The following is a 4,360-nucleotide window of genomic DNA, read 5'->3' as shown; positions in this document are numbered from 1 at the left end:
GGATTCGACTTCTACCCCCGGCATGGCATATAGTGGAGACTTCGCCGCGGGGTGGAGCAGTTCGGTAGCTCGCTGGGCTCATAACCCAGAGGTCAGAGGTTCAAATCCTCTCCCCGCAACCAATGGTGAGGCCCGGAACGGCAGTAACGCTGTTCCGGGCCTTCGCTTTTGCAGCTGCTTCCGCCATGATCTACCGGTACCGGCGCAGCAGGTTTTCCTTCCCGGACGGCCCCGGCCGGTCCTCGGAGATCCACGGTCCGGTGCCTTCGGACACGTCGAGGATCCCCTCCTCGAGCCAGCTGTATTCGCCGCCGAGCACCTTGCCGGCAAGGACCCGGTCCGCGGCATCCGTGTTGCGCCACAGCCGGTCGAAGAGCTCATCCACGCGCACACGTGACTGCCGGCAAAAAGCATCCGCCAGCTCGTAGGCCTCCTTGCCCTGCGCAGGATCCTCGGCGCGGAGCGTCTCCGCCCGCGTGCAGGCGGCCGTAATGGCAAAAAGCTCGGCGCCGATATCCACGATCCGGCCCAGGAACACCTGCTTATGTTCCAGCCTGGCCTGCCAGCGGCCCATCGCATAGAACGTCTGCCGGGCCAGTTTCCGGGAGGCACGTTCGGCGAAGCGCAGGTGCTTGGCCAGCTGGCCGAATTCAGTGAAACCGTTCGGCAACGTTCCCTCGCCGGCGACCAGCTGGGGCAGCCACCTTGCGTAGAAGCCGCTCGCCTTGGCTGCCGAGACCGCCTTGGCGCGGATATCCGCATCGGCGGACGCCAGGTCCCCTGCCGCTGCCAGGTGCGCGTCCACGGCTTCCCGGGCAATGAGCAGGTGCATGATCTCCGTGGAGCCCTCGAAGATCCGGTTGATGCGCATGTCCCGCAGCAGTTGCTCGGCAGGGACGGCCCGCTCGCCGCGGGCGGCCAGCGAATCGGCCGTCTCATAGCCCCGGCCGCCGCGGATTTGTACGAGTTCGTCGGCGATCCGGTAGGCCATTTCGCTGGACCAGAGTTTCGCCAGGGCCGCTTCGATCCGGATGTCCTTGGTGCCGGCGTCGGCCAGTCCGGCGGAGAGCTCAAAGACGGCTTCGAGGGCAAAGGTTGTGGCGGCGATGAAGGCCAGCTTCTGGCCCACCGCCTCGTGCTTGCCGATGGGCCGTCCCCATTGCACCCGCTCGCTGGACCATTCGCGGGCGATCTTGAGCGACCATTTGCCCGCGGCGATTGCCAGGGCCGGCAGCGAGAGGCGGCCGGTGTTCAGGGTGGTCAAGGCGATCTTCAGTCCCTGTCCTTCGCGGCCAAGCCGGTTGGCGGCAGGCACCCTGACCTGGTGGAAGCGGGTCACACCGTTCTCGATGCCCTTGAGCCCCATGAAGGAGTTGCGGTTCTCCACGGTGATGCCCGGGCTGTCAGTCTCCACCACGAAGGCCGTGATGCCGCCGTGGCCGCCGTCGTGCGGGGGGACGGCCGCCATTACGACCACGAGTTCGGCGATGACGCCGTTGGTGGTCCAGAGCTTCACGCCGTCGATGATGTACTCCGAACCGTCCGCTGAAGGTGTGGCCGTGGCGGCCATGCGTGCCGGATCCGAGCCGACATCCGGCTCGGTCAGAAGGAACGCGGTCACGGCGCCCGCCGCACAGCGCGGCAGGAACGCCTGTTTCTGTTCCTCGGTCCCGAAGACCTTGACCGGCTCCGGTACTCCGATCGACTGGTGGGCCGAAACCAGGGCTCCGATGCTCGGATGAACGGAGCCGAGCATCGCCAGCGCACGGCCATAGTAGGCCAGGGTCAGGCCCAACCCGCCGTACTTCACCGGGATCTTCATGCCGAACACTCCGAGGTCCGCAAAACTCCTGAGGTATTCGTCGGGTATCCGGGCCTCGCGTTCGATCCGCTGCCCGTCCATGGCTGCGCAGCAGGCCTTAAGCCGGGCCAGGAATTCCTCACCGCGGGCGGCATCCTCCGGATCCGGACGCGGCTGGGGGTGGATCAGCGACAGCTCCATGCGCCCCAGGTACAGCCCTTTGGCAAAACTTGGGCGGGTCCATTCTGATTCGCGGGCTGCTTCGGCAACCTCGCGGGCAGCCTGTTCGCTTACTGCGGGCACGGACGGTTGTTCGTCAACATCGGCGCTCATTGGAGGCCCCTTTCGCCCGGGCCGCAACGGTGCAGGCCCGTCAGCTAAATAAGTTAAATGCTACCCACGCCGGTCAAGGCTCCGCCGGTCCGGAAAGTTGGAGAAACCTAGGGCCGGAGGACGGGACGGGTCCCAAGTGCTGCGGAGCTTCGTAAGCTGGAGGTCCGGGACGGATGCAGCCAGAGGATACTTATGCATCCATCCCGGAAAATGTGCGTAGAATATGGTCCATTGCACATTGGCCAATTGAATACGGCTATTGTGAACATTGCGCTGCATCTTTTTGGGGGAAGAGGAGCAATTATGACGACGCGACGCGTTAAACCAACGATTCGGGATGTTGCGGCGAAGGCGGGCGTCTCACTCGCCACCGTCTCGTACGTACTGTCCGGCAGGTCCGGGGGGACCACCAGAATCAGCGAACCGACCAAGGAAAAGGTCCTCGGTATCGCCAAGGAGCTGGGGTACGTGCCCAACCAGGCCGCCCGCGGAATGCGGCGGGGGAGGACGGATCTGGTGGCGGTCGCCGTCGGAAACCTGGACTGGCCCTGGGACCGCGCCATTGCGGAGACCGCGGCCCGGATCCTCCCGGAATACGGGTACCAGCCGCTGGTGCTGCTGGGAGCGACGGCGTGGCGGGACTTCATGCTCGCCGGCGGCGCCGACGGAGTGATCATCGGCTACGTGCCGGACACCGTCACCGAGGACCGGACCGTGATGGAGTTGGCCAGCCGCGGCGTGGCGCAGGTGGTGGTGTCCGAGGTCATGCAGCCGGACGGCTTCGATGTGGTGGTGCCGGAGACCGCCAGTGGTATCGCCGAAGCGATGGAACAGTTGACATCGCGGCACAGCCGCATTGCCTGCATCGGCCGCAGCGGCGATTCGCCGATCCGCCACGGCAGCTGCCGCTTCTCGGACTTCGAAGCCAGAATGGAACAGGCCGGGTTGGCGATCGATCCGACCCTGGTCACGACTGCCGAGAACCAAGGCAGGTTCGTCTACGACCAGGTGCTGGCGATGCTGCAGCGCCCGGACCGGCCGACGGCGATCTTCGCCTGCGACGACCAGGAGGCACTGTCCGCCCTGCGGGCGGCCTTCCGGCTGGGGCTGAGCGTACCGGAGGATGTGGAGATCATCGGCGTGGGCAACTCCAAGGAGGGACTGGAATCCGATCCGCCGCTGAGCAGCGTCGGACCGGAACCGATCCTGGAGCAGGTGGTGAATCTGCTGGTGGCCAGGCTGCAGGGCAGCGCGCCGCCGCAGGGTGTCCGCAGGGCGGCTCCGTGGCGCCTGTACAACCGCGGAACCACCCTGGCCCCCAGCGTGGCAAGGCTGAGCGCGGGGTAAAGCGAGGCGCCGGAGGTCAGCCGTGCAGCTTCCGGTACCGCTCCATTTGCTGGTACCGGCGCTGCAGGCTGTCCCGCCGCGGTGTGTCGGCGGCGTTTGCCGGCTCCGCCGTGAGCTCGATGTGGTCTGGTCCGAACCTCCACAGCAGCAGGTCGTCCAGCAGGCGGTCCGGGCCGGGGGAGTAGCGGTGTTCCAGCGCCCGGCGGACCGTCGTGATGGTTTCCGCCTGCAGCAGGTCCACTAGGTCCAGCGTGGTCCGCATACCGTGGGCACGCACCAGTTCTGCCGCCCAGCCCCAGTCGTCGTCGGCCTTGCGGTCCACGTGCGGAAGCAGGGTCTGCCAGATTTCGCGGAGGCGGTTCGGTGTCAGTGGAACTGAACCTTCGCCGTCGGGATCCCAGTAGCTGGTGACTGTATCGTAGCGCTCGTGCAGTTCGGAGAAGGCGGATTCAACCGTTTCCAGCATCGCCGCCGTCGCAGTGAACTGGCGGTCGAAATAGGGACTCCAGGCTTTCGGATTGGCGGCCTTGAAGCGGATGTCGTGCTCGATCTCGGACCAGGCGTGGGCGAAGACCGTACGGATCTGCACCTCGAAAAGATAGCTGCCGCTGGGCTTGCCTGCCGGGTCGCGCATCTTCTGGTACTGCTTGACGACGTCGTTCTGGATGGTGCGGATAATCAGGTGGCGGCTGGAGTAGCCGTAGGTGCCGGACTCGATGCTGCCGATATCCTTTTCCCGGTCCCCGCGGATATCGAAGATATGCCGCTGCCGCTTGATGACCGCGGCCGCTGCTGAATTGTCCGCCGGCAGGGTGGTGATGACGCGCACTCCCACCAGGTCGGTGAGGTTCCGCAGTGGATCGGGGAACTGGAGGGTAG

The 4,360-nt window shown here is 65.8% G+C and carries 3 protein-coding genes and 1 tRNA gene; 2 read left to right on the top strand and 2 right to left on the bottom strand.

Annotated features, from left to right (window positions below; translation table 11 throughout):
- Positions 1 to 45: 45 nt before the first annotated feature.
- Positions 46 to 122 (top strand) — tRNA-Met (locus AC5RW2_RS40790).
- Positions 123 to 190: 68 nt separating this feature from the next.
- Here the strand turns inward: AC5RW2_RS40790 and AC5RW2_RS40785 are convergent.
- On the bottom strand, positions 191 to 2,134 hold the full coding sequence (locus tag AC5RW2_RS40785) for an acyl-CoA dehydrogenase family protein (protein WP_494030434.1): 1,944 nt from the start codon (positions 2,132 to 2,134) through the stop codon (positions 191 to 193).
- Positions 2,135 to 2,437: 303 nt separating this feature from the next.
- Between AC5RW2_RS40785 and AC5RW2_RS40780 the strand changes: the two genes are divergently transcribed.
- The gene (locus AC5RW2_RS40780; RefSeq protein WP_494030433.1) at positions 2,438 to 3,481 is read left to right on the top strand and encodes a LacI family DNA-binding transcriptional regulator; all 1,044 of its coding nucleotides are present in this window, start codon (positions 2,438 to 2,440) and stop codon (positions 3,479 to 3,481) included.
- A 16-nt stretch (positions 3,482 to 3,497) separates the two neighbouring features.
- Here the strand turns inward: AC5RW2_RS40780 and AC5RW2_RS40775 are convergent.
- A partial coding sequence (locus tag AC5RW2_RS40775) for a GTP pyrophosphokinase (RefSeq protein ID WP_494075277.1) occupies positions 3,498 to 4,360 on the bottom strand: 863 nt, incomplete at its 5' end.

The sequence above is a fragment of the Arthrobacter sp. B0316-1-20 genome (assembly GCF_059091865.1).
This window is presented reverse-complemented; position numbering and strand designations above follow the sequence as displayed.

What these genes read in the sequence shown, in the direction of transcription:
- AC5RW2_RS40780 (WP_494030433.1), top strand. Translation starts at nt 2,438, where the DNA reads ATGACGACGCGACGCGTTAAACCAACGATTCGGGATGTTGCGGCGAAG.
- AC5RW2_RS40785 (WP_494030434.1), bottom strand. Translation starts at nt 2,134, where the DNA reads ATGAGCGCCGATGTTGACGAACAACCGTCCGTGCCCGCAGTAAGCGAA.